Source organism: Paraclostridium sordellii, assembly GCF_000953675.1.
GTDB classification, from domain to species: domain Bacteria; phylum Bacillota; class Clostridia; order Peptostreptococcales; family Peptostreptococcaceae; genus Paraclostridium; species Paraclostridium sordellii.
Map to the genome: position 1 here is coordinate 2,052,970 of NZ_LN679998.1, position 23,433 is coordinate 2,076,402.

Consider the following 23,433-nt stretch of genomic DNA (forward strand, 5'->3'; position numbering starts at 1 on the left):
TTTTACCTACCTTAAATATCCACTTTTCTGTTTTATTAGATTAATAAATTGATTTTTTACTTCTTTACTTTCAAAAGAATTTATGGGTATTAGTATTATAGGATCTATCTTTTGTATACAAATAACTAATACATCATCTTCTTCATAAATATTATCAATAGCCTTTATATTGTATTCAACATATGATTTCTCACCTTTATGTATAATAACATCATTCTTTACTTCTATTATTTTTGACCCTAATGTACTATTTCTTGTTTCTATTAGCTTATCAATAAACTTTTGTATGATTTTTTTAGATATTCTGTTCATAAGTATTGTTGTTATTATAATTAGTGTTGCTATAATTAATATTACAGTTAAATATAATGAAATTTCTATATTGTAAAAGCTAGACATTTCATTGATAAAGTAAAAAGTGATTCCCATTAGTGCTAGCATATTTAATGTAAGTAGAAATACATCTTTTCTTAAAGTAAACTTTCTTCTTTTTTCATACCCCTTAATATAATCTTCACGATTATTTGTATATTTTATTTCCATCATATCCCCCATTTTATTAATTCTACTTCATTTTTAAAATATAATATATCATTGTAAGTCCATCTATAGCTTGTATTTTTCAATTCACATTTGACTATGCCTTTTCCTCCATTTCTTCTTTCACAACCAGGTCTTGTATTTTTGCAGTCATAACTCTATCTGACACAGCTCTTACGGATGACTTTCGACTAACCAACCTCTTTGTACATTTTTAAGACCCTCTGCTCATTCTCTAATAATCAATTCCTTACAATATTGATACATAAAATACCCTCAAAGAAATCGTTAACACTTCCCATTTTCCTCCCCTACAATCAAATTGATAATATATAATAATTCTGAACTTTCTTATATTATAAACTTTATTGAATAATTCACCAACTAAAAATAGCTCTATGTATAAACTTATTGAATTTATTATGGTAATTCAAGTCTCTTTTTTTCGATACAATGAAATTATTTAAAATGCTATTAGTAGTTTTTGTAATTATTATATCAATACTAGGATTGATGGGTAATTTTGAAATTCTAATTACTATTTCACTTTTAGGTATTTCTTTATTGAATGGTCTTAACTCTTGGAAAAGTCATAAAAATAATATAAATAAAGAAGCAATCTTTTTATTTTCATCTGAAATTTTTACTATTTTAGTACCTATTTATATACTATTTATTGGATAAAATTTATAAAAACACAATAATATTAAGTAGCGAAGGATAGATATATAAATTTTAGATATATTTCAAAGCATTTTTTAAGCAACTATGTCGGTGCCATTGTCGTAACGAATTTTCAGCTTTGATAGCGAAACTTATATATCTATCCAAGCGACCTACTTTAAATAATCATTTTAATTATTATTCTAAAGCTTCGACAAATTTATCTTTAGAAGAATACAAATCTTTTTTCTTATAAATAAAATACCCAATAACCCATCTTATACAAACATCAAGTCCCATAGCTACCCAGACCCACTGAATATCTAGCTTTGTAAAATATACTATAAATATAGTAAATGGAACTCTTATTCCCCATATCCCAATAGCAGATATAATCATTGGTAATTTTGTAAATCCAGAACCTCTAAGCGCTCCATTTATTACTCCACCTAAGTTACCTGCAAGTTGTATAACTCCCATAACTATTAAATATTTGGCTGATATATCTATAAGTTGGCTATCATTGGTTAATATCAACATAAGTTGTTTTGGAAAAAATATTAAAGGAATAGAAGTTATTAAAGTGATTATTATTGTAGACTTAAACAACTCCTTCATATAACTTTTACCTAATTCCTCATTTTTAGCTCCTACACACTGGCCTACAAAGGCTGTAGCTGCTATTGCAAAAGCATTTGATGGCATAAAAGATATAGACTCTGCTTGAAGTCCCAATTGATATGCTGCAAGAGTTACTTCCCCATAATTTAGTATTGCACGAGTTAAAATAATCGTAGATAATTGCCAAAAAGAGTTTTCAATGGATATTGGTATTCCTATTTTATATACGTTTTTAATTTGATTAATATCAGGTTTTAATCCTTTTAAGAATTCTTTTAGATTAAACTTTATTTTTTCTACCCTTTCTCCAAAATACACATATCCTTTTTTACTGTTAAACATTAAGTACATACCATAAAAACAAGCTAAAAAATATCCACTAAAAGTACCAATAGCTGCTCCTTGAACTCCAAGCTTTGGCATGTTAAAGTTTCCAAATATAAATAAATATCCTACAATTATACTTGTAATATTCATGGACATAGCTATTTTCATAGAAATTTTGGCTTTATTCATAGACTGTAAACTAGATGTGCAGATAAGCATCATACTCATAAAGTATAATGACCAAGAAGAAGTTTTTAAACACTTAGATGCAATAATCATTAAATCATTACTTGGATTAAATATAGATAATACAAATTCGGTATTTAAAAATATAAATTGTTGGATGATAAAAATTAAAATGCTAAGTCCAATAATAGTCTGCTTTATTATATATTTTATTTGATTAGTATTTTTAGATCCATATGCCTGAGCCACAAATACTGCACTACCCATAGTTATCCCTCTTAAAATTGCCCAGGTTATATTAATTATTCTATTACTTAAACTGAAAGCACTTATAGATACCGGATCTAATCTTCCCATCATACCAGTTAAGCAAAATCCAGATGTCATTTGAAGTATACTTTCTATAACTATAGGAAGCACCATTATTTGTATGGTTTTTCTTATTTCATTTTGACTTATTTGAGTCTTAGCCTCCATTTTATCCCCCCAATATTAGTTTTACTTTCACTAAATATTATATCAATCTTTAATATTTATGTACTCATAGGGTGAATTTTATATTTATAATTTTATTAATATGATAAAAAATTAGATATACCAAAAGTTTTCACTTTTGGTATATCTAATTTTTTATCTTAATTCTTATTTTTTATATTCCTTCTATACCTAGTAAAGTTCATTATATCTATAGCAATAAAACTTACTCCAACTCCAATCATTATAGAACCTTTCATATAACCTGTAATAACTCCAACTAAAACTCCAATTAAAATACCCATTGCGATGTATATAGCTACCTTTACTTTTTTATTAATTTTTAATTGTATATACACCCCCATCCTTGTATATAAAAAAGCTCCTACTATAAGTCCAACTAAGGATAGTACTATGGTCTCTTGCATATTTCCTAGAGTTAATCCTATCCCTAATCCTACAAGAATACATCCAAGTGCTACCATTTACAACGCCCCTTTTTTTCTTTTTTTATATTATATGTAAATCTATTTTAAAAGTTGTTGATTTTGGTATATATATATTTATAGAAGTATTTTATATTAGATTTTAGTATGCTATACTATCTTTTATGTAAATTCAATTTTTAGGGGAGGTTTTTATGCAATTTTTAATTTTAATAATTGGGTTTGTTCTTCTTATTAAAGGAGCTGATATATTTGTTGAGGGAGCATCATCTATTGCTAAGAAATTTAATGTTCCTCCTATGCTTATAGGCTTAACTATTGTAGCTATGGGAACAAGTGCCCCTGAAGCTGCAGTTAGTATTTCATCTTCACTTGCAGGTCAAAATGATATGAGTATTGCAAATGTTGTAGGATCTAACTTTTTTAATATTCTTATCGTTCTAGGCGTATCAGCTATAATAGCTAAATTACCAGTTCAAAAGGATACTATAAAAAAAGATACTCCATTTTTAATATTTATAAGTGCATTACTTGTTGTTTTTTGTTTTGGTTTAAAACTAAGTAGATTTGAAGGACTAATACTTTTAATTTTATTTGTAGTATTTTTAATAAATACGATAAAATCAAACTTAAATCAAAATAATAATGAAGTTTCTAGTGGAGAAACAGCCATAGCTATAGAAATTCCTGATTCTGATTCTAAATCTGTATCTATGCCTAAAACTTTATTAATTTGTCTAGTAGGTATAATTGGGATTGTATATGGTGGTGATTTAGTTGTAGATTCTGCATCTAGCATAGCAACTTCATTTGGTATGAGTGCTAATTTAGTTGGTCTTACAATTGTAGCTATGGGAACATCACTTCCTGAGTTTGTAACTTCTGTAATAGCTGTGAGAAAAGGTGAAACAGATATTGCAATAGGAAATGTAATAGGTTCAAATATATTTAATATATTACTAGTACTAGGATTGGCTGCTATAATCCATCCAATGGCTATAAGTTTAGTAGCTTTCATAGATACTATATTTATGACAGCCATAACAATATTACTATATATATTTATTAAGAAAAATAATTCACTTAGTAAAGCTCAAGGTATATTATTTATAATAGTATATTTTGCTTATATGACATATACTATAATGCGTTAAATAAAAAGGAATGAGTTATCTCATTCCTTTTTATTTAACACCTAATCTATCTAAAATTCTAAGATTTAAAGGAAAATTAAATTCCTTATGTTTATAGTATGATATTATTGCCATTATAAGTATAACTGCATAAATAATAGTCATTACTGGCAATAAATAGGTTCCAATTTTAATTACACATAAAAGTAAAACTATAAGTTCGTATATTACAAAAGATATATAAAAATCTATCGCTCTTAAACCATTTCTTTTTATAAACTGAGAATCCTTTCCATATATCTTCCATGCAATAAAAGCAATTATAACTCCTACTATATTTAAAAACATAATAGCTAGTGTAATAATCATCATAATAGAACTTTCATTTTTTGTGCATCTTTTATATTCGTCCATATATATCGTCCTTTCTTAAACTCATTACTTTATATATTTTGAACTATATATTTAAAATCGTCAATATATATAAGCATTTACTAATTAATATTATTTAGATATAATTTTTATAAGATATAAGTTGGAGGTATAATATGGCAATTGAGATGAGTATTAAAGATTTATACAATGTTGGCGAAAGTTTTGAAAGTTGTGTAGGGGGAGGAAGTAAATCTGAAAGAGCTAGAATACCTAAAAATACATCACGTATAAATTTAGATGAAGATATTTTCAATAAAATTTCTAACTATGATAATAAGGTAAAATGTTTAGTTTCAGGAGAAATTTGGTGTCCAGATTTTCAACTAAATATTTCTGTATTAAAAAAATTTGCTGATATTAATGATAACTTTGACATATCAGTTATAACTATGGGAAGAGGAAAGAAATTTTTAAGTGAAGCTTTAGGTATCGAAAAAGATAATTTCAAAGGTCCTACAATTGTTTTTTTAGATGAAAATTTTAATATAATAGGAGTATTTGAAGAAAGACCTAAGGCAGTTCTTAAATTTGAAAATTTTGAAGATGTAAAAATAGATTATTATAAAGGAAAATATTTATCAGATACAGTAAATGATTTTCTTGAAATTTTAAATATAAAATAATTAATAAAAAGTACTAGATTATTCTAGTACTTTTTCATCTATATTCATATACATATCTGATTTTATATTATTTTTAATTCTTAATTTATTATTTCTTAATATAATGCTTGAGATAGCAAGAACTATAGCTTCTGAAACAAAAGTTGCCATCCATATGCCACTTCCTCCAAATATAAAAGTCATGATAATTAAACTTAAAGTAATTACTACTAAACCTCTTCCAAGAGATACTATACTAGCATGTATAGCCTTACCTGTTGCAACACAAAAACCAGATATTATAACATTATATCCCATTATTAAATATGCTACAGATGATATTCTTAATGTTTTTACTGTATATAAAAATAAACTCATATCTGATTTATCAATAAACATAGCAACAATTTGATTTGCAAATATTATAACTAGTAAAAATGCAATTATTGAAGATTTTTTTATATAACTTATACTCATATCAAGAAGTTTTAAAACTGATCTATCATCTTCTTTTCCATAATAATAACTACATATAGGTTGAAGTCCTTGAGAAATTCCTAACATAGTTGTAAGAACTAATGTTGTTATATAACATATAACACTATAACTTACCAAAGCAGATTCACCAATTAATCTTAATATACTTTGGTTAAATAATAATATGACAACTGCTAAACTAGCTTCTGTCATAGAATCTGGTATCCCAATAAATATAATTCTTTTTATAAAATTAAAATCAAATTTAAATTTACAAAATCTAAGCTTTCCTCTTTTTCTTAAAAAATGGCTTATAAAGAAACTTACTGATAATATTCTAGCTATACCCGTTGCTAAAGCAGCTCCTTCAACTCCCCATTTAAATTGTATTACAAATATATAGTCAAGAACTATATTGGTTATGGCAGCTATTATTACTCCTATGGTAGATAGGTGTGGATATCCATCACATTTAATTAAAAGTTCTAATCCATAAGATACTAAATAAAATCCGACAAACAAAATGATATTTCCCAAATATCCTTTAACTAAAGGTAATGTAGATTCTGTTGCTCCCAAAAATATGGCTATATTCTCTAAGTTAAGTAAACTTATTACCGTTATAAAAATAGATATAATAGCTAATAAAACAGTATTTAAAGTAAAATATTCACTTGCCTTTTTATTATCTCCTTTTCCTAAGGTCATAGATACTATAGTAGATGCCCCAGTTGATAGTAAAACTGATAAAGCAAATAAAGTATTTATATATGGTGTTGATATGTTAACAGCAGCCAACGCTTCACTTCCAACTCCTCTACTTACAAAAGCTCCATCAACCATAGAGTATAGTGAAAATACCCACATAGATGCTACTGATGGTATTACATATTGTTTAAATTGTGTTTTTAAATCTTTCATGTTCTCCATAATCTTCCTCTCCTTTCCACAAAGTAAATATAAACTATGGTATAATACTCAAGTCAACACTTTTTAAAATTTTTTAAATTGAGGTGGTTTTCATGAAAAGAAAGTACTATAAAACTGGAGAATTATCTAAAATATATAATTTAGGTAGAGATTCTTTAAAATACTATGAAAAGTTAGGTCTTTTAAATCCAGGTAGAGACACTAATTCTTACCGGATGTATACTATTAAAGATATTTGTAACTTAAATCTAATTAAAGAACTTAGAAGCTTAGATTTCTCTATGCAAAAAATTAAAGAATATCTAGAAAATAGAAATGTAGATACTACAAGGGAAATGTTATTAGAAGAAGTTCGATTTATTGATGAAAAATTAAAGGAATTATCATCTCATAAAGAAAGTCTACACAAGCGACTAAGCTCAATCAATAATACTGTAGAACACACTAATTTCAACAGAATAGAACTTTTATATATGCCTAAGAGAAAAGTTCTTACAGTTAATTCTAATGTTACTTTTGATGAAAACGTAGACTATTTAATTCAAAGATTAAATGAAAAATTTGATGATAAATTTTATGTATTAGGAAACAGTAACTTTGGAGCTGTATTTGATACTAAAAGTGTTACTAAAGGAGTTTTTAATAATTATAAATATATATTTTGTTTATTAGATGATGATGCCAAAAATTATGATTTTATAATTGATGAAGGCTATTATGTTACTTATACATATAAAGGAAATTATAAACAAATAAGAAAAATACTTCCTATGTTATTTAAATTTATAGAGTTTAATAATTATACTATATTAGGCGATCCTTTAGAAATTTATAAAATTGATATATATGAAACCTCTATTGAAGATGAGTACGTTACCCAAGTTCAAATTCCAGTTAAATTACTAAGTGATATATATGATTTATAAAAAAAGGTGTATCTATTAGATACACCTTTTTTTATGGAATTAACGCGTCCATTCCAGTTATATATTTTTCTTCTTCTATTGAAGATATAGCACTTAAGTTTATATAAACTCCATCTAATATGCTTACTAATTTAGATGGTAATTCACCATTTTCATTTAATTTACCTTTTAAAAATTTATCTATAAACTCATTTGTATGATTATAATTTAATTCATACTCACTACCATCCTTCATCATGACTTTAATCACTTGATGCCAACTCCTTTGTGCTTATTTATCTTCAACCTTAATATCTATATTATCATCACTACCATCTATAACTATATGACATCCATTATATATTTGACCTGCTATTACCATCTTAGCAATCTTAGTTTCTAATACATTACCAATATATCTCTTAAGTGGTCTAGCTCCATATATAGGATCATAACCTTCTTTTATTAAAATATCTTTTGCATTTTCTGTTATGCTAAGAGTCATTTGTCTATCACTTAATCTTCTTCTTAAATCATCTAAGAATATATCTATTATTTTTCTTATACCTTCTTTATCTAGAGGTTTAAACATGATTATATCATCAACTCTGTTTAAGAATTCTGGTTTAAATCTTCTCTTCATTTCACTCATTACAAGTTCTTTTGTAGCTTCTGTAATTTCACCATCAAATTTATCACCATCTTCTAATAAGTATGAACTCCCTATATTTGAAGTCATTATGATTATAGTATTTTTAAAGTCTACTGTTTTACCCTTGTTATCAGTTAATCTACCATCATCTAGTATTTGAAGGAATAGATTAAATACATCTTCATGTGCTTTTTCTATTTCATCAAATAATATTACAGAATATGGATTTCTTCTAATAGCTTCTGTTAATTGTCCACCTTCCTCATAACCTACATATCCTGGAGGAGGTCCTATAAGTCTTGATACAGCATGTTTTTCCATATATTCAGACATATCTATTCTTATTATATTTTCTTCGCTATCAAATAAATTTCTAGCTAATGTTTTTGCAAGTTCTGTTTTACCAACTCCTGTAGGTCCTAGGAATATAAATGATCCAATAGGTTTTTTCTCATCTTTAAGCCCAGCTCTATGACGTATAACTGCATTACTTACAGCAATAACTGCATCATCTTGACCTATAACACGAGTTTTAAGTTCATCTTCAAGTCTAAGTAGTTTTTCTTTTTCACTTTCAACTAATTTAGTAACAGGTATGTTAGTCCATTTACCAACAATTTCTGCAATTTCTTCTTCTGTTACTTCTTCTTTTAGTAAAGAAGTTGAATTATCTGATTCCATTTTATCTTCTGCTTCTTTTATTTCTTTTTCAAGATTTGGTATTATACCATATTTTAATTCAGCAGCTTTATTTAAATCATACTCTCTTTCATATCTTTCAACTTCTCCTCTAGCTTCATCTAATCTTGCTTTAAGATTTCTTACATTCATAATATGAGCTTTTTCTTTTTCATATATAGCACTTAAGTCATCATTTTTAACTTTAAGCTCAGCTAGTTCATCTTGAAGTTTTTCAAGTCTTCTTTTACTTGCCTCATCATCTTCTTTTAAAAGCGCTTCTCTTTCTGTTTCTAATGTAAATATTTTTCTTCTAACAATATCAAGTTCTGTTGGAAGAGAATCTATTTCACTACGTATCATAGCACTAGCTTCATCTATTAAATCTATTGCTTTATCTGGTAAGTATCTATCTTGTATATATCTATCAGAAAGTTTAGCTGCAGCTACTATAGCACTATCGTGTATTCTTATACCATGATGAATCTCAAATTTTTCTTTAAGCCCACGAAGTATAGATATAGTATCACTTACACTAGGTTCATCAGCTATTACTGGTTGGAATCTTCTTTCTAAAGCTTTGTCTTTTTCTATATATTGTCTATACTCATCAAATGTTGTAGCTCCTATACAGTTTAATTCTCCACGTGCTAGCATTGGTTTTATTAAGTTCCCTGCATCCATAGCACCATCAGTTTTTCCAGCTCCAACTATTGTATGTATCTCATCTATAAATAATATTATTTTTCCATCTGAACCTTGTACTTCTTTTAAAACTGCTTTTAGTCTTTCTTCAAACTCTCCTCTAAATTTTGCACCTGCTATTAATGATCCCATATCAAGGGCAAATATAATCTTATCTTTAAGTCCTTCTGGAACGTCTCCTCTTACTATTCTCTCTGCTAATCCTTCTACTATAGCAGTTTTACCAACACCTGGCTCACCAATAAGTACAGGATTATTTTTAGTTCTTCTTGAAAGAATTCTTATAACTCTTCTTATTTCTTCATCACGACCTATAACTGGATCTAGCTTATTTTTCTTAGCTAAATTAATTAAATTTGTACCATATCTAGCCAGTGCATCATAAGTTCCTTCTGGGTCTTGAGTTTCTACTCTTTGATTTCCTCTAACTTTTGATAATACTTCTAAGAAACTATTTTTAGTTATATTAAACTGCTTAAATATTTTTCCTATGTTTGAATGTTTTTCTAACTCTATTAAAGCTAAAAATACATGTTCAACGCTTATATATAAATCATTGAATTCCTTAGAAATTTCTTCTGATTTTATTAATACTTCATTTAACTTTCTTGTAGCTACCACACCTTGTGAACTAGCTGCCTCTCCTTGTATTTGAGGTAGTTTTAAAAGTTCAGTTTTTACACTTGCTTTTAGGCCTTCAACAGATATTCCCATTTTTTCTATTATTCTAGGTATTAATCCATCTTCCTGGTCTATTAATGCATAAAGTAAATGTATTGTATCTACTTGTTGATTATGATTTTTAACAGCTTCGCTAAAAGCATCATTTAAGCTTTTTTGGACTCTTTGTGTCATTTTATCTACTTCCATAAAAAACTCCTCCAAACTTTTAAATTTTTATGTTGGTATGATTATACCACTGTCATATTTATTTAAACAGATTTTGTCAATGTTAATATTTTCTAATTTTTCTTTAATTTAAAAAAATTATCCTTTATAAAAATAAATTTATAATTTAAATTTATTATTTACTGTAAACTATGTTATAATTCACTTAGAAAACGTTTTATTATCACTTTGGAGGAACTTACATGATAAAATATGAAAATAAAAAAATTATAAATGCAAATCCAGATAAAATCTTTAATGTATTTTTAGATAATGCTAAAGATACATTTAAAAAAATAAATTTAAAAAATCCTATTGGATGTAAAACAACTAAAAATGTTAAAAGAGATTCTAAAGGTAAAAATATATCAACTTCCTATTTAGAAATAACGGATTTAAAAAAAGATAAAGTTTATGAGATAACTTTCACTACGGAAGGTCAAACATTTATATCTAGGTATATGTTAAATAAGCTAGATAATAATCAAACAGAGTTGGTCTCTGTTGAAAAATTTATAAATAACAATAATCCAAACAAAATACTAGACTCTATCACAAAATTCTTTTATTCATCTAAAGTAAAGAAAAGATTTAATCATATAGTTAATAATATAGAATCAAACATATAAAAAGTGGATGACTCTTTTTGAGCATCCACTTTTATGCATATATATCTGAAAATTCAACTTCTATTTTTTGAACAAACTTTTCTTTAAAACTTATTCTATCTAATATGTCTACTTTTTTACTACATATAGTATTAGGAATAGTCACTATAAACTCACTACCTTGTCCTAATTTACTTTCTACTTGAATATTACCACCATGAAGTTCTACTAGTGATTTTACTAATGATAATCCTATACCACTTCCTACCTTACTATTTACTTTTTTATTTTTTATTTGTTTAAATCTATCAAATACCTTATATATTTCACAATCTGGTATTCCTATTCCTTCATCTTTTACACTAATTTGTATATTTTCATTTAAATCTTTTATTGTAACTTCTATGTCTTTTCCTTGTCTATTAAACTTAAGTGCATTTGATAGTAAATTTAATATAATTCGTTCCATTTTATCTAAATCAAACCCAACAATTTTTTCTTCTATATCAGTATCAAATATTACATTCATTCCCTTTTGATTTGCAAAATCACTTACTGATTCACATATACTTTCAATAAAGTTTACTAAGTCATAATTTTGTGGATTAAACTCTACATTTTCATAATTTAACTTGGTCGAATCAATTAAATTATCTACTAGTTTTAATAACCTATATCCATTTTGCTTTATTATATTTAAATATCTACTATCTTTTTGATTTGTTTTATTATTCACAATTTTATATCTGTGATTTAACATTTGGACTGAACTAAAAATAAGATTTAGTGGTGTTCTTAGTTCATGTGCTATATTGGCTAAAGCTTCTGATCTAGCTTTTTCTAAATATTCTTCATATTTTTTACGTTCATTTATGTTTCTAGCAATTCCTATTAATCCTAGTACTTCTCCATTTGATGATAATAAAGGTGTTTTTATAGTCTCAAGGTGTATTACTTCGTTATTTTTTAAAGTAACTTGTTCATAATAAGTTTTAGTTGTATTAGATTCGATAACTTCTAAATCTTTAATTCTATAATTTTCACAATTTTCATTAACAATAGGCAATTCATCATCACTTTTTCCTATTATCTCGCTTCTATCTAGTTCTAATAAATCTTGTGAATAACTTTTATTGCATCCTATTATCTTGCTTTCTTTATCCTTATAAAATATGTAATCTGGAATTGCGTCAGCTAAGGTCTGAATTGCTCTTAAATTATTAATTTCATTATTTTCTGTAATCCATATAATATGTCCTTTTTCAGATATTGAATTACAAGATATGTTGTACCATCCATCTAGCTTTTCTATATATATTTGTTTATCTTCCCCAACTTTTAGAGCCTTATCTACTATATTGGGAAGTATATCATTTATACTTTTTCCTAATATGTCATCAAATTTAATGTTTAATAATTTGCAAGTTTTATCATTTAAGTCTTTTATTATAAAGTCAGTAACTATTTCGTCCTCATTTTTTGCAACTTCACCATACATGTATGGTGAAGGACATGTTTTTAATAATTTACTATAAATTTTAAAATCTTCCATTACCCCACCCCTAATAAAAATACTCTAATTAGATTATAGCAAATTTATATTTAGATTTCATTATTAAAATGTTAATAATGTTAATATTGTTTATACTTTGTTAATAACTCTGTGGATTATTAATTTTACCTTATTTTTTTAAAATTTAAATTTAAAATTTAATTAATTTTCGTCATATGAAATCATTTTCTTGCCATATTTTTTACTATATATGTAATAAATTAACTCCTAAAGCTTTATTTTTTTCCCAATTTGAATTAAAATTATAAATAATAGTAATTATATAATAATAATAAAAATTTAATAGATAAAGAGGTAACGAATATGTCAAATGAAAATAAGTCATCAAACTTCATAAGAAACATAATAGTTAATGATTTAGAAACTAAAAAACATGATACTATCATAACTCGTTTCCCTCCAGAACCAAATGGTTATTTACATATCGGACACGCTAAATCTATATGTTTAAACTTTGGTTTAGCTGAGGAATTTAAAGGAAACGTAAACTTAAGATTCGATGATACAAATCCTGTAAAAGAAGATGTAGAGTATGTAAACTCTATAAAAGAGGATGTAAAGTGGTTAGGATTTGATTGGACTAACTTATACTTTGCTTCTAACTACTTTGATGAAATGTATGAAAGAGCCGTTTTACTTATAAAAAAAGGTAAAGCTTTCGTATGTGATTTAAATGCAGAACAAATGAGAGAATATAGAGGTTCATTAACAGAACCTGGAAAAGAAAGTCCTTATAGAAATAGAACTGTTGAGGAAAATCTTGATTTATTTGAAAGAATGAAAAACGGAGAATTTAAAGATGGAGAAAAAGTATTAAGAGCTAAAATAGATATGTCTTCTCCTAACATAAACTTAAGAGACCCTGCAATATATAGAATATCTCACTCTCACCATCATAATACTGGTGATAAGTGGTGTATATACCCTATGTATGCATTTGCCCATCCAATAGAAGATGCTATAGAAGGAATAACTCACTCTCTATGTTCTTTAGAGTTCGAAGATCAAAGACCTTTATATGATTGGGTTGTAGCTGAATGTGAAATGCCTAAAGTTCCTCGTCAAATAGAATTTGCCAGATTAAATCTTACAAATACTGTTATGAGTAAAAGAAAACTTAAGCAACTTGTTGATGAAGGTGTAACTGATGGTTGGGATGATCCTCGTATGCCTACTATAGCTGGTCTAAGAAGAAGAGGATATACTCCAGAAGCTATAAGAAACTTCTGTAATGAAATAGGAGTTGCTAAAGCAGATTCTACTGTTGATAGCCAAATGTTAGACTATTTTGTAAGAGAAGACTTACAACCTAAAGCTCCACTTGCTATGGGTGTATTAAAGCCTCTTAAGTTAGTTATAACTAATTATCCTGAAGGACAAGTAGAAATGCTTGAAATAGAAAACAATGCTAAAGATGAAACTAAAGGAAAGAGATTAGTTCCATTTTCTAGAGAAATATATATAGAACAAGAAGACTTTATGATAGAGCCAGTTAAAAAGTACTTTAGATTATTCCCTGGTAATGAAGTTAGATTAAAAGGTGCATACTTTGTTAAATGTAATGACTTCATAACTGATGAAGATGGTAATGTTACTGAAATTCATTGTACTTATGACCCAGAAACTAAGAGTGGTTCTGGATTTACTGGCCGTAAAGTTAAAGCTACAATTCACTGGGTAGATGCTAACTCTGCTGTTCCTTGTGAGTTTAGATTATTTGAGCCATTAATTTTAGACGATGCTCCAGAAAATGAAGGTAAACACTTCTTAGAACAAATTAATCCAAATTCACTTGAAATTGTTCAAGGTCTTGTAGAAAAAACTGCTATAGAAAATGCTAAGCCTCAAGATAAGTTCCAATTTGTAAGACATGGATTCTTTAATGTAGATGATAAATATACTACTGAGGACAAATTAGTGTTTAACAGAATAGTTCCTTTAAAAAGCTCATTTAAGCCTAAAAAGTAATTAAAAGCTCCCTATAGGGAGCTTTTTTATATCTCAAATGTTGAATTATCTATGAATTTTATATCTTTATCTAAATATTTTATATCATCAACTAATTTTAATAATGCTAAATCCTTTTTCTTAGCTTCTATCATAATATCAAAATTTCTATTGCTCTTTTCTTTCATTAAGTATATAAAATCCATAAAACTTTTGCTATCTATAAAATCTGCATGTTTTCTATCCTTATCAAATTCCTTAGGACTTGAAAAGTGAATCTTTGGAGGTAATTCTTCATTCTTCCAAGTATCAAAAACCTCATTTATTATATCGCTTAATTTTTCTCCATCATTTTTACATATATGGTGATGAACATCTAAAACCATAGGTAATTTTGTAAACTTACATATATTAAGTACATCTCTAGCACTAAATACTTTATCATCATTTTCTAAAATTAACCTACTTACAACCTCTTTAGGAAAATACTTTAAATTATTTATAAATCTCTTAATGCTTTCTTCTTTTCCACCTTGTGAACTACCTATATGAATTACCATTTTCCCATTTTTATAATTTATATCATCAAATAATTGACTTTGAAATTTTAAACTTTTTATAGTGTTTTCTACAACCTCATCTCGTAAACTATTTATTACATTAAACTGATCAGGGTGCGTATCAACCCTCATATTATTATCTTTTATAAGTTTGCCTATATACTCAAAATCTTTTTTGAAATACTTTCTATATTGAAAGTTTACTTCTGGATGTGTACCTAATGGAATTAAGTTAGATGTAATTCTATAAAAATGTATATTATTTTCAATATTATATCTTAAAATTTTTTCTAAATCTTCTATATTTGATCTTGTAACTTCTTTAAGTTTATTTATTTTATCTATATTACTATTTAATTTAGTATATCTAGCATAAGTTAATGTGCTTGATGAAGTCACCTTTGGTAAATTTAAAGCTATAGCTACATATCCTAGCCTTACCTTCATACAATTCTCCTTTCAAATACAAATTTATAGATTTATCTTTTCCTTTAAAGCAAAGATTATTACAAAAAAGAACCCTATAAATTTATAGGGTTCTTTTTTATTATACTAAATATTTATTTACTATTTCATTTACTTCATTTTCATTTTGAGATAAATATTCATAAAACTCTAAGTTAGAGTTTTCTATTGCTTTTGACATATCATATAAGAAGTTTGGAACATCTTTTCTTAGTATATCTCCATATATTTTACCTAACTTAGTTTTGTCTTCTCCTACGCATCCTCCCATATGAAGTTCAAATGCATCTTCTGTTTTATCATTAACTCTTTTTTTCTTACCAGCAAGTCCTATAGGAGATACTTGATGTGTTGCACAAGAGTTAGTACATCCTGAAATGTGTATTCTTGGTAATGTATCACTTGTATATTTTTGCTCTTTTAAATAATCTATTATTTCTCTTAAAGTATCTTGGCTTTCTGCTATACCCATCTGACAAATAGGTACTCCTATACATGCTGTACTTTGTTCTATTTTATATTTTCCAGTCATGTTTTCAGTTAAATCTAAAACTATTTTAGCTTCTTCTCCATTTAAATTTCTTATATAGAATCCTTCACTCATAGCAAGTCTTATTTCTACATCTTCCATATCTTTTACAGTATCTATTATTTTATCTAAATCTGATACTTTTAATTGTCCATTTACTGGATGAACATAAACTGCATATAATCCATTTTGTTTTTGGCTAAATAATCTATTATTCTTTATGTTACATTCTATACCTTTTTTATCATATACCTTAGGAGTTAAATTTAAATCTAAATTACATTTTTCCTTAACTTCTTTTAAGTGTTTTTTATAGCATTCTATTAAAGCTTCTTCTCCCATTTCCATAAGTATATATCTTGTACGAGCTTTGTTTTTATTTTCATAATTACCTTTTTCTATAAATAAATTAGTCATAGCTTCTACATGATATAATACATCTTTTGGCTCAACTAGTTCATCAAATTCAGCACCTTTTATAGGATTTTTACCCATTCCACCTGCTATAAATACTCTAAAATAATCTTTTCCATCTTTTTTTACTGCTAAGAATCCTAAATCATTTATAGTAGCATTTGCTGCATCTTTAGGTGAACTAGAAAATGAAACTTTTAATTTTCTAGGTAATTTATAAGTAGTTATCTTACTCATAAAGTGTTCATTTACTTTTGTTGCATAAGGTGTAACATCAAATGCTTCTTCTGGATCAACTCCTGATAAAGGTGATATAGCAACGTTTCTTGGGAAGTTACCACCTCCACCTCTAGTGTACATATCCTTATGTATACCTTCTTCCATTATGTCACAAACTTCATCTATAGTTAATCCATGAAGTTGTATTGCTTGACGAGTAGTTAAATGTATTTGCTCTAAATTGTATTTATGTGAAAAATATTGAACTAACTTTAATTGTTCTAAATTTAAAATTCCTGATGCAACTCTAAGTCTTATCATAAAGCTTTGTCCATCACGTTGAGCGTAAACTCCCATACCTCCAGAAGCATGTTTAAAATCCATCTTAGACATTTCTTTTTCTAAAAACTTATGCCCTTTTTCTCTAAACGCTGGAATTTCATCTAATAATACTTGTTTATAACTTTCCATATTGTGTCTCCTTTTCTAATGAAATAAAAGTATTCTTCCTGTATTTTTATTTTATGACATTTTTCTACAAATTAGAAATTGATTCTTTCTATTATAATCATTATATTTTTCAATGATTATAATATTTACATACTAATAATACTCTACTTATCATTTTATAAATTTTCACTTTATCTTATATATTTACCCAAATTTATAAGATTATAAATAAAAAAAGCGCTCTTTTTAATTTATTAAAAAGATCGCTTTTAAACTATTTTTTATAAACTCCCCAGAAAGTTTCAATTGTTTCATCTGTTGGAGGCTTTGTAATTTTAGACACTATAATAAAAGAAATTAGTGATATTAATAAAGGAAGAACTATAGTGTGCATTCCAAATGGTCTTGGCCAAACATAGCTAAATAATATATATGTTGAAATACCACTTACTATAGATGCTATAGCACCACTTGCATTTGCTCTTTTCCAATATAGACCTAAGACAATTGGCCATAAAAATGTAGCTATTATTCCTGCATTTGCGTATAAATTTAACCATACTATTAAATCTGGTGGTTTTATAGCTACAATATATATAATTATACCTAAAACTGTTGTAACTAATAAACTTATAGTAGCAGTTTTTTTAGCATCTTTTTTTATTTTAGGATTTATATAGTTAGTATATATATCATTTACTATAGAACCAGAAGCAACTAATAATTGAGAATCTACAGTTGACATTATTGAAGCTAGTGGCCCTGCTAAAACTATTCCTGCTATTATAGGAGGAAATAATTGAGTAGTTATAGTTGGAATAACTAAATCTCCAGATTCAATTCCCGTAACTAAAGTTCTAGAAAAAGCACCTACTAAATGCATTCCTAAAAGTAATACCATAGATACTATAGTTCCATATTTTATTCCATCATGTAAACTCTTAGTATCTTTATAGCTCATTGCCCTTTGAGATACAGATGGTATCCCAACCACCGCAAAGCCAACTAAAATCCAAAAAGAGGTTACCCATGCCATACTCATCTGACCTGGAGTTACCCCAAAAGGTGTAATAAGCCCTTCATTTATATTTTGCATATTATTTACAATGCTCTCTACTCCTCCACCGGCTATTAATGTTCCTATAAATATAGCAATGGTTGCAATAGTCATTATTACCCCTTGTATTGCGTCTGATATAGTTACAGCTCTAAATCCACCTATTACTGTATGTACAATTACTGTTATTCCAAAAGCCGTAAGAGCTAATTTATAATCTATTCCAATAGCTCCTTGTAAAAGTCTTGCAGCTCCTACCCATTGTGCTGCCATAGCTGCTATAAAAAATACTACTATAGATATAGATGTTAATATAACAACTGAATCGGACTTATATCTTTCTCTTAAAAAATCAGTTATTGTTACTGCATTTATTTTTCTAGCTATAATTGCAAATTTTTTACCAAGTACTGCAAGAGTAAAATAACCTGTTGGCATTTGAGCCATAGCTAAAAATACCCATCCCAATCCTTGAGTATAGGCAGTTCCAGGTCCTCCAATAAAACTTCCTGCACTTAAGTAAGTTGTAACCAATGTCATAGCTAAAACAAATCCACCTAAATCTCTTCCGCCAGTCATATATTCATCCATAAATCCTTTTTCCCCGGCAGCTTTATTTTTAGCTCTATTTACAAATTTCATTGAATAAAAACCTACTACAAACACAACTATAAAGTATATTATAATAGGAATTAAAACTTGAAAGTTTACAGATTTCATTATTTATATTCCTTTCTATATTCTTTTAACTCATCCTCACTTAATCCATCTAATGACATATTTTTAAAAAATTTATTTATCATTATAACGGTTAATATAGAAAACAGTATTCCTCCTACTATACAACTCATAAAAAACCATGCTGGAAAACCAAACATATATGTATATTCTGATACTGGTTTTGATCCTAAACCATAGCCAAACCCGAACCACCATATTAAATTGACTATTCCTAGGACTAATCCCATTATAGCCTCTTTATTGCATTGTTTATATCTAGGATCTTCTTCAAACTCTTTTCCTTTTTTCGTCATATAGTATATCTCCTTTACTCATATTTACTTATTTAATATGTCCAAAATAAACTTTTCCTATTTTAGAAAATTATTCAAGTATACAATATACATTAAAAATATACCTCATCCGTAAGAATATGTCTATAAAATCTTAAAATTTCTCTAAATTCATATTAAAATTAAACATAAAAAAACTTGCAAAATTTTAATTTTGCAAGTTTTTTTATTAACAAGTAGCTCCACCTACAGTATGTAATTGAGCTTCTAATATTTCTTCTTTTCTTTCAAGTATTTCATTTCCTAAGACTTTAACTTCTATATCTTCAACTCCTATTCTATCTATCATATCTCCAAAACGTTCTCCTGTTTTACCTTGTTCTCTATATATAAGAAGAGTTTTTTCTAATATATTCATCATTTCTTCTTCACTATGTATTCCTGATATAGGAGTTCCTGGTCTTGAAGCTTTACCCCACTTACCTCCTAAGTATATCTTTAAACCTTTTTTTCCTTCATCAATTGCATCAAAGTGGCATTTTCCTATACATAACCCACAGTTATTGCATTTTTCTCTATCTATAAAAGCTTTACCATCAACCATACTTATAGCTCCTACTTTACAAGTATCTTTAGGAGCACATTTTTTACATCCTGAACACATATCTTCATCAAAATCTGGTACAAACTGTCCTATCACTCCAAAATCATTTAAGCTAGGTTTTATACAGTTATTTGGACATCCTCCCACTCCTATTTTAAATTTATGCGGTAATTTTACATCATACCATTTTTCATAAAACTCCTTATGAAGTTTAGTTCCTATTCCCTGCGTGTCACAAAGTCCAAATGTACAAACTGTACCTTTGCATGGAACTATAGGTCTTACTCTAGATCCTGTACCTCCTGAAACTAAATTGTCTTTTTTTAAATGTTCTTTAGTATTTTCTATATCTTCATATTTAATTCCAGGTATTTCTAAAGTAAGTCTTGATGTTAAAGATATATCTCCACTTCCATACTTCTTAGCTATTTCTGCCACATTTATTAATTGATCTGCAGTTATAGCTCCATTTTCAGTTATAACTCTACAAGAAAAATGTTTTCCATCATTATTTGATAAAAATCCTTGTCCCTTAACTTCTTTTCTCATTGCATCTGTTATTTTCATAATTAATTTACCCCCATTTCAGTGTTTATCTCTCTGTTTAAAGCTAATCCACCTTCTAAAATTTGTACATCTTTATATCCAAAATGCTTCATTCTATTATATGCTAAGTAAGCTCTTTTCCCTCTAGCACAAACCAAAAGAATTTTATCATCGTAATCAAAACCATCTAACTTTCCATTTAGTGTTGCTAAGTCTATAAACGGTATGCCTTCTAATTGAGATGTTTTATTTACATCTGCTAACTTATAATCTTCTTGATTTTCAATGAAATCATTGTATCTTACTATTTTTACAGCTCCATCAATTTTATTTAAAAGTACATTTGCCACATGCCCTAATGGATGTATAGCTGTTGAAAAAGGTGGAGCATATGCTAAATCTAGATTTTGTAAATCACTTATTGTAGCATTAAAAGTTATTGCCGTTGCAACTATATCTATCTGTTTATCGACATTACCTTCTCCAAATATCTGAGCTCCTAATACTCTTTTGCTGTTTTTATCTGCTATAAGTTTAATAATTATCATTTTAGAATCTGGATAATAATGAGCTTTATCATCTATTGGAACTATAACGCTCTCTACTTCATATCCTGAATCTTTTGCATCTTTTTCAGTTAGTCCAGTTCTTGCTGCATTTAAATTTAATAATTTCACTATTCCAGTTCCTAATACTCCGTTAAATGGAGTTTTTTCTCCACTTATAGTTTTAGCAACACATCTTCCTTCTTTATTTGCAGATGATCCCATCGGAGACCATGTAGGCTTTCCGCTTAGTATATTTTTTACTGTTACACAATCACCTACTGCATATATATCTTCATCATTAGTTTGCATATATTCATTAACTTTTATAGTTTTATTTGTCTCTAATTCTAAGCCACAATCACTTGCTATCTTTGTATTAGCTCTTATACCAACAGCCATTACTATCATATCTGCTTTCATAGCTCTTTTATCTGTTCTTACTTTCTTTACTTTATTATCTCCCTCTATAGAAATTAATCTTTCTCCAGTTAAAACCATTATCCCATTTTCCATTAATTCATCTTCAACATAAGAACATACCTCATCATCAAAACCTGGCATTATGTGGTCCATAGCTTCAACTAAAGTTGTTTTAACTCCCATTTCATGAAGGTTTTCAGCAACTTCAAGTCCTATAAACCCGCCTCCTACTACCACAGCTCTTTTTATATTATCAGTTTCAACAACTTCACGAACAGCTATAGCATCATTTGGAGTTCTCATATAATAAACACCTTCCAAATCTATTCCTTCTATAGGTGGTTTTACTGGGTCTGCACCTGTTGCTATAACCAATTTATCATAATTAAATTTAACTTCTTCATTATTATTTAAATTTATTGCATTTACTATTTTTTTATCTCTATCTATAGATAAAGCTTCTATTCCTGTTTTAACTTCTACTTGAGTTAAATCAGAAAAACTCTTAGGAGTATTTACTATCAAATCTGATTTATTTTCTATAACTCCTCCAACATAGTATGGAAGTCCACATCCTGCATATGAAATATTCTCTCCCTTAGTTATAAGAGTTACATCTAAATCTCTATTTTCACGTTTTAGTTTTGCAGCTGTTTTAGTTCCCGCAGCAACTCCCCCAATTACTAATACTTTCATATTACCCCTCCAAAAATTTTTACTAATTATATTTTTAACAATTCCTATTTAACTAAAGTGTATCAACTGTCTAGTATAATGTAAAATTATAAAATCTTATTGATTTATAAATTTAACTTATAGTACACTTTACTTATCAAAAGTGTATTGGGGGATACTATGATAGATTTTAGATTAAAAACATTTATAGACTTATGTGAAACTAAAAGTTATACAAAAACGGCAAAGAGACTATGTATTACTCAGCCTGCCGTTAGTCAACACATCAAATATATAGAATCTAAGTATAATATAAAATTATTTGATTACATAGGAAAAAATTTAACTCTAACTAAGCTAGGTCAAGACTTTTTAAATAACATTTTAAAATTAAAAACCATGTCTTTATCTATTGAAAATGATTTAAAAAATTCAAAATGTATATCTAAATCTTTATCATTTGGCGCAACTCGTAGTATTGGTGAATTTGTTATGCCAAATATTATAAAAAATTATTTAAAAGATTGTCCAAATGCTAATTTATCCATGGTTGTTGATAATACAAAAACATTATTGGATATGCTAAAAAAAGGTGTTTTAGAATTTTGTTTTATTGAAGGCCATTTTAATAAAGCAGATTACGAAACTCACTTATTTAGTTATGAAGATTTTATTTTTATTGCTTCTCCAGAAAATCATCTTGCTAAAAAATCTAATTTATCTCTCGAGGACTTATTTGGAGAAAATTTAATTCTTCGAGAGCAAGGTTCAGGTAGTCGAGATATATTTGAACTTTGGCTTTATGAACAAAATTATTCTAATAAAAATTTTAACTCCCTACTCCAAGTAGGTAATATTAATTTAATAAAAGATTTGGTAAAAAATAATTTTGGCATATCTATAATTTATAAAGTTGCTGTAATGGATGAATTAGAAAAAAATGAATTGATAATGCTAGATATAAATTCTATGAAATTATCTCATGAATTTAATTTTATATATTTAAAAGATTCTATATTTGCTTCAGAGTATGTGGATTTTTTTAATAAAATAAACAATTTTTAAACAGCTTAACTCCTTCTGATTCCCACGTTTTAAAAGGCTTAAATTTGTATTTTTATTTATTTAATTTTTTAAATTTTT

Annotated in this window: 20 protein-coding genes; 6 read left to right on the plus strand and 14 right to left on the minus strand. The window is 27.2% G+C overall.

Features of this window, described 5'->3' with window-relative positions; translation table 11 throughout:
* Nucleotides 1-6: 6 nt before the first annotated feature.
* The 3 genes from ATCC9714_RS09850 to ATCC9714_RS09860 all read right to left on the minus strand — a co-directional run bounded on the left by ATCC9714_RS09850 (nt 7) and on the right by ATCC9714_RS09860 (nt 3,296).
* Nucleotides 7-543 carry a hypothetical protein gene (locus ATCC9714_RS09850; protein WP_055331382.1) on the minus strand — a complete coding sequence of 179 codons (537 nt, stop codon included), beginning with the start codon at nt 541-543 and terminating at the stop codon, nt 7-9.
* 858 nt (nt 544-1,401) lie between these two features.
* Nucleotides 1,402-2,814: an MATE family efflux transporter gene (locus ATCC9714_RS09855; protein WP_057545158.1), complete on the minus strand. Its 1,413-nt coding sequence runs from the start codon at nt 2,812-2,814 to the stop codon at nt 1,402-1,404.
* A 158-nt stretch (nt 2,815-2,972) separates the two neighbouring features.
* Nucleotides 2,973-3,296: a hypothetical protein gene (locus ATCC9714_RS09860; RefSeq protein ID WP_057545159.1), complete on the minus strand. Its 324-nt coding sequence runs from the start codon at nt 3,294-3,296 to the stop codon at nt 2,973-2,975.
* Between the two features lie 155 nt (nt 3,297-3,451).
* Here ATCC9714_RS09860 and ATCC9714_RS09865 point away from each other — a divergent pair, with 155 nt between their 5' ends.
* The gene (locus tag ATCC9714_RS09865) at nt 3,452-4,411 is read left to right on the plus strand and encodes a calcium/sodium antiporter (protein WP_057545160.1); all 960 of its coding nucleotides are present in this window, start codon (nt 3,452-3,454) and stop codon (nt 4,409-4,411) included.
* Between the two features lie 30 nt (nt 4,412-4,441).
* Here the strand turns inward: ATCC9714_RS09865 and ATCC9714_RS09870 are convergent, their stop codons facing one another.
* Complete coding sequence (locus ATCC9714_RS09870) at nt 4,442-4,804, minus strand: DUF4870 domain-containing protein (protein ID WP_021125544.1); 363 nt, start codon at nt 4,802-4,804, stop codon at nt 4,442-4,444.
* Between the two features lie 134 nt (nt 4,805-4,938).
* On the opposite strand from ATCC9714_RS09870, the gene ATCC9714_RS09875 reads away from it, so the two are divergent.
* Nucleotides 4,939-5,448, plus strand: a complete 510-nt coding sequence (locus ATCC9714_RS09875) for a thioredoxin family protein (RefSeq protein WP_021129494.1) — start codon at nt 4,939-4,941, stop codon at nt 5,446-5,448.
* A gap of 18 nt (nt 5,449-5,466) precedes the next feature.
* On the opposite strand, the gene ATCC9714_RS09880 is transcribed toward ATCC9714_RS09875, so the two are convergent.
* Nucleotides 5,467-6,834 carry an MATE family efflux transporter gene (locus ATCC9714_RS09880; protein WP_057545161.1) on the minus strand — a complete coding sequence of 456 codons (1,368 nt, stop codon included), beginning with the start codon at nt 6,832-6,834 and terminating at the stop codon, nt 5,467-5,469.
* A gap of 92 nt (nt 6,835-6,926) precedes the next feature.
* Between ATCC9714_RS09880 and ATCC9714_RS09885 the strand changes: the two genes are divergently transcribed.
* Nucleotides 6,927-7,760: a MerR family transcriptional regulator gene (locus tag ATCC9714_RS09885; protein ID WP_057545162.1), complete on the plus strand. Its 834-nt coding sequence runs from the start codon at nt 6,927-6,929 to the stop codon at nt 7,758-7,760.
* A 31-nt stretch (nt 7,761-7,791) separates the two neighbouring features.
* Here ATCC9714_RS09885 and ATCC9714_RS09890 read toward each other — a convergent pair whose 3' ends face one another.
* Nucleotides 7,792-8,010: a hypothetical protein gene (locus tag ATCC9714_RS09890; RefSeq protein ID WP_021125550.1), complete on the minus strand. Its 219-nt coding sequence runs from the start codon at nt 8,008-8,010 to the stop codon at nt 7,792-7,794.
* A 21-nt stretch (nt 8,011-8,031) separates the two neighbouring features.
* Nucleotides 8,032-10,644: an ATP-dependent chaperone ClpB gene (gene clpB / locus ATCC9714_RS09895; protein WP_021129498.1), complete on the minus strand. Its 2,613-nt coding sequence runs from the start codon at nt 10,642-10,644 to the stop codon at nt 8,032-8,034.
* 221 nt (nt 10,645-10,865) lie between these two features.
* Between clpB and ATCC9714_RS09900 the strand changes: the two genes are divergently transcribed.
* The gene (locus ATCC9714_RS09900; protein WP_057545163.1) at nt 10,866-11,291 is read left to right on the plus strand and encodes a DUF3284 domain-containing protein; all 426 of its coding nucleotides are present in this window, start codon (nt 10,866-10,868) and stop codon (nt 11,289-11,291) included.
* A gap of 31 nt (nt 11,292-11,322) precedes the next feature.
* Here ATCC9714_RS09900 and ATCC9714_RS09905 read toward each other — a convergent pair whose 3' ends face one another.
* Nucleotides 11,323-12,822 carry a PAS domain-containing sensor histidine kinase gene (locus tag ATCC9714_RS09905; protein WP_057545164.1) on the minus strand — a complete coding sequence of 500 codons (1,500 nt, stop codon included), beginning with the start codon at nt 12,820-12,822 and terminating at the stop codon, nt 11,323-11,325.
* 324 nt (nt 12,823-13,146) lie between these two features.
* Here ATCC9714_RS09905 and ATCC9714_RS09910 point away from each other — a divergent pair, with 324 nt between their 5' ends.
* Nucleotides 13,147-14,811, plus strand: a complete 1,665-nt coding sequence (locus ATCC9714_RS09910; RefSeq protein ID WP_054631688.1) for a glutamine--tRNA ligase/YqeY domain fusion protein — start codon at nt 13,147-13,149, stop codon at nt 14,809-14,811.
* Between the two features lie 26 nt (nt 14,812-14,837).
* Here the strand turns inward: ATCC9714_RS09910 and uvsE are convergent, their stop codons facing one another.
* The 6 genes from uvsE to ATCC9714_RS09940 all read right to left on the minus strand — a co-directional run bounded on the left by uvsE (nt 14,838) and on the right by ATCC9714_RS09940 (nt 22,311).
* A complete protein-coding gene (gene uvsE / locus ATCC9714_RS09915) occupies nt 14,838-15,797 on the minus strand; it encodes a UV DNA damage repair endonuclease UvsE (RefSeq protein ID WP_054631689.1) in 960 nt (319 codons plus the stop codon).
* 100 nt (nt 15,798-15,897) lie between these two features.
* Nucleotides 15,898-17,448, minus strand: a complete 1,551-nt coding sequence (locus ATCC9714_RS09920) for a nitrite/sulfite reductase (protein WP_057545165.1) — start codon at nt 17,446-17,448, stop codon at nt 15,898-15,900.
* Between the two features lie 253 nt (nt 17,449-17,701).
* Nucleotides 17,702-19,204: a sodium/pantothenate symporter gene (panF, locus tag ATCC9714_RS09925; RefSeq protein ID WP_057545166.1), complete on the minus strand. Its 1,503-nt coding sequence runs from the start codon at nt 19,202-19,204 to the stop codon at nt 17,702-17,704.
* A complete protein-coding gene (locus ATCC9714_RS09930) occupies nt 19,204-19,518 on the minus strand; it encodes a YhdT family protein (protein ID WP_021125568.1) in 315 nt (104 codons plus the stop codon). Before ATCC9714_RS09930 ends, panF begins: the two co-directional genes overlap by 1 nt.
* Nucleotides 19,519-19,726: 208 nt before the next feature.
* Entirely contained in the window at nt 19,727-20,668 is a 942-nt protein-coding gene (locus ATCC9714_RS09935; RefSeq protein ID WP_057545167.1) for a 4Fe-4S binding protein, read from the minus strand.
* A gap of 2 nt (nt 20,669-20,670) precedes the next feature.
* Nucleotides 20,671-22,311 carry an FAD-dependent oxidoreductase gene (locus ATCC9714_RS09940; protein WP_057545168.1) on the minus strand — a complete coding sequence of 547 codons (1,641 nt, stop codon included), beginning with the start codon at nt 22,309-22,311 and terminating at the stop codon, nt 20,671-20,673.
* 159 nt (nt 22,312-22,470) lie between these two features.
* Between ATCC9714_RS09940 and ATCC9714_RS09945 the strand changes: the two genes are divergently transcribed.
* Nucleotides 22,471-23,355: a LysR family transcriptional regulator gene (locus tag ATCC9714_RS09945; protein WP_055339734.1), complete on the plus strand. Its 885-nt coding sequence runs from the start codon at nt 22,471-22,473 to the stop codon at nt 23,353-23,355.
* Nucleotides 23,356-23,433: the final 78 nt, after the last annotated feature.

What these genes read in the sequence shown, in the direction of transcription:
- ATCC9714_RS09850 (WP_055331382.1), bottom strand. Translation starts at nt 543, where the DNA reads ATGGAAATAAAATATACAAATAATCGTGAAGATTATATTAAGGGGTAT.
- ATCC9714_RS09855 (WP_057545158.1), bottom strand. Translation starts at nt 2,814, where the DNA reads ATGGAGGCTAAGACTCAAATAAGTCAAAATGAAATAAGAAAAACCATA.
- ATCC9714_RS09860 (WP_057545159.1), bottom strand. Translation starts at nt 3,296, where the DNA reads ATGGTAGCACTTGGATGTATTCTTGTAGGATTAGGGATAGGATTAACT.
- ATCC9714_RS09865 (WP_057545160.1), top strand. Translation starts at nt 3,452, where the DNA reads ATGCAATTTTTAATTTTAATAATTGGGTTTGTTCTTCTTATTAAAGGA.
- ATCC9714_RS09870 (WP_021125544.1), bottom strand. Translation starts at nt 4,804, where the DNA reads ATGGACGAATATAAAAGATGCACAAAAAATGAAAGTTCTATTATGATG.
- ATCC9714_RS09875 (WP_021129494.1), top strand. Translation starts at nt 4,939, where the DNA reads ATGGCAATTGAGATGAGTATTAAAGATTTATACAATGTTGGCGAAAGT.
- ATCC9714_RS09880 (WP_057545161.1), bottom strand. Translation starts at nt 6,834, where the DNA reads ATGGAGAACATGAAAGATTTAAAAACACAATTTAAACAATATGTAATA.
- ATCC9714_RS09885 (WP_057545162.1), top strand. Translation starts at nt 6,927, where the DNA reads ATGAAAAGAAAGTACTATAAAACTGGAGAATTATCTAAAATATATAAT.
- clpB (WP_021129498.1), bottom strand. Translation starts at nt 10,644, where the DNA reads ATGGAAGTAGATAAAATGACACAAAGAGTCCAAAAAAGCTTAAATGAT.
- ATCC9714_RS09900 (WP_057545163.1), top strand. Translation starts at nt 10,866, where the DNA reads ATGATAAAATATGAAAATAAAAAAATTATAAATGCAAATCCAGATAAA.
- ATCC9714_RS09905 (WP_057545164.1), bottom strand. Translation starts at nt 12,822, where the DNA reads ATGGAAGATTTTAAAATTTATAGTAAATTATTAAAAACATGTCCTTCA.
- ATCC9714_RS09910 (WP_054631688.1), top strand. Translation starts at nt 13,147, where the DNA reads ATGTCAAATGAAAATAAGTCATCAAACTTCATAAGAAACATAATAGTT.
- uvsE (WP_054631689.1), bottom strand. Translation starts at nt 15,797, where the DNA reads ATGAAGGTAAGGCTAGGATATGTAGCTATAGCTTTAAATTTACCAAAG.
- ATCC9714_RS09920 (WP_057545165.1), bottom strand. Translation starts at nt 17,448, where the DNA reads ATGGAAAGTTATAAACAAGTATTATTAGATGAAATTCCAGCGTTTAGA.
- panF (WP_057545166.1), bottom strand. Translation starts at nt 19,204, where the DNA reads ATGAAATCTGTAAACTTTCAAGTTTTAATTCCTATTATAATATACTTT.
- ATCC9714_RS09930 (WP_021125568.1), bottom strand. Translation starts at nt 19,518, where the DNA reads ATGACGAAAAAAGGAAAAGAGTTTGAAGAAGATCCTAGATATAAACAA.
- ATCC9714_RS09935 (WP_057545167.1), bottom strand. Translation starts at nt 20,668, where the DNA reads ATGAAAATAACAGATGCAATGAGAAAAGAAGTTAAGGGACAAGGATTT.
- ATCC9714_RS09940 (WP_057545168.1), bottom strand. Translation starts at nt 22,311, where the DNA reads ATGAAAGTATTAGTAATTGGGGGAGTTGCTGCGGGAACTAAAACAGCT.
- ATCC9714_RS09945 (WP_055339734.1), top strand. Translation starts at nt 22,471, where the DNA reads ATGATAGATTTTAGATTAAAAACATTTATAGACTTATGTGAAACTAAA.